1 protein-coding gene is annotated in these 920 nt (G+C 62.1%); it reads right to left on the reverse strand.

The window, feature by feature from the left end; translation table 11 throughout:
* Nucleotides 1–11 precede the first annotated feature (11 nt).
* On the reverse strand, nucleotides 12–920 hold a 909-nt coding region (locus J0A65_RS24275; protein ID WP_206596828.1), incomplete at its 5' end, for a terminase gpA endonuclease subunit.

Consider the following 920-nt stretch of genomic DNA (forward strand, 5'->3'; position numbering starts at 1 on the left):
CGTTTCCAGAGTCATAACCATGGGCTGCCACCAGTTGTGCTCAGGAAGGCGTTGGTCACCTCCTGCGCGGTTTGATTGGTTGTCTGTTTGTCGAGCACTTCGGCGGCAACAGGCTTGGCGCCCGCCAGGCGCCCTGTCTCCAGAGCATCAAGGTCAAAGCCGAAGCGCTGCTGGCTGATGCGCAAGGCGGCCAAGGCGTACACCAGGCAGTCGAGCGCTTCGTTGCGGCGTCCGCCCGAGTCCCAGCGCAGTTCGCGCTTGCCCTTCACCATCACCGGCACCTTGCGTTCGGCGGTGAGCTGCTTGAGTTCGTCCTCGTCACACCAGTCGGCCAGAGGCAGGTGTATGCAGCCAGGCGTTTCCGTCCAGGGCTGTGGCACAACGATGTTGAGCCGCCCATAGATCAGTTCCTTGGCGTTGTCCGTGCCGACCTCGGTTTTGTAAATCTTGTTCTTGCGCCGCCGAGGGAAGTTGGCGATCGGCTTGCCGTAGGTGCTTGCACCGAAGATCGGTACCACCCAGCGCACGCCGTGCTTGATGCTTTCCTCTGCCACTTCGTCGGAGTAGTGGCCGCCGGCATCCCAGCACCACCGTTCCACGCGCATTGGCGTACCGTCCGGGCGCTTGAACTCGCGGTTGATCTCTACGCCGACCTTGCGACGTAGCTCTACGCTGGCCGGGTCGCCAGTGAGGATGAAGCGGCGAATCAGCCACATTTCCTCGCCAGCGCCGAACGCCCACACCCGCCCTTCGTATCGGTCATCCTGGGTATCGATGCCGCCGAATAAGCCGAGGGTCTGCTCGGGAACATGGTCGGTGCAGGGGTAGATCTCGCGACGGCCGTAGAGGTTTTCCCAATCAACTCGCTCGCCCTGGTCCTCTTCCCATACTTCGCCGCGGGTGGTGTTGATGAAGGTGAT

Source organism: Bowmanella yangjiangensis, assembly GCF_017255015.1.
Lineage (GTDB): Bacteria > Pseudomonadota > Gammaproteobacteria > Enterobacterales > Alteromonadaceae > Bowmanella > Bowmanella yangjiangensis.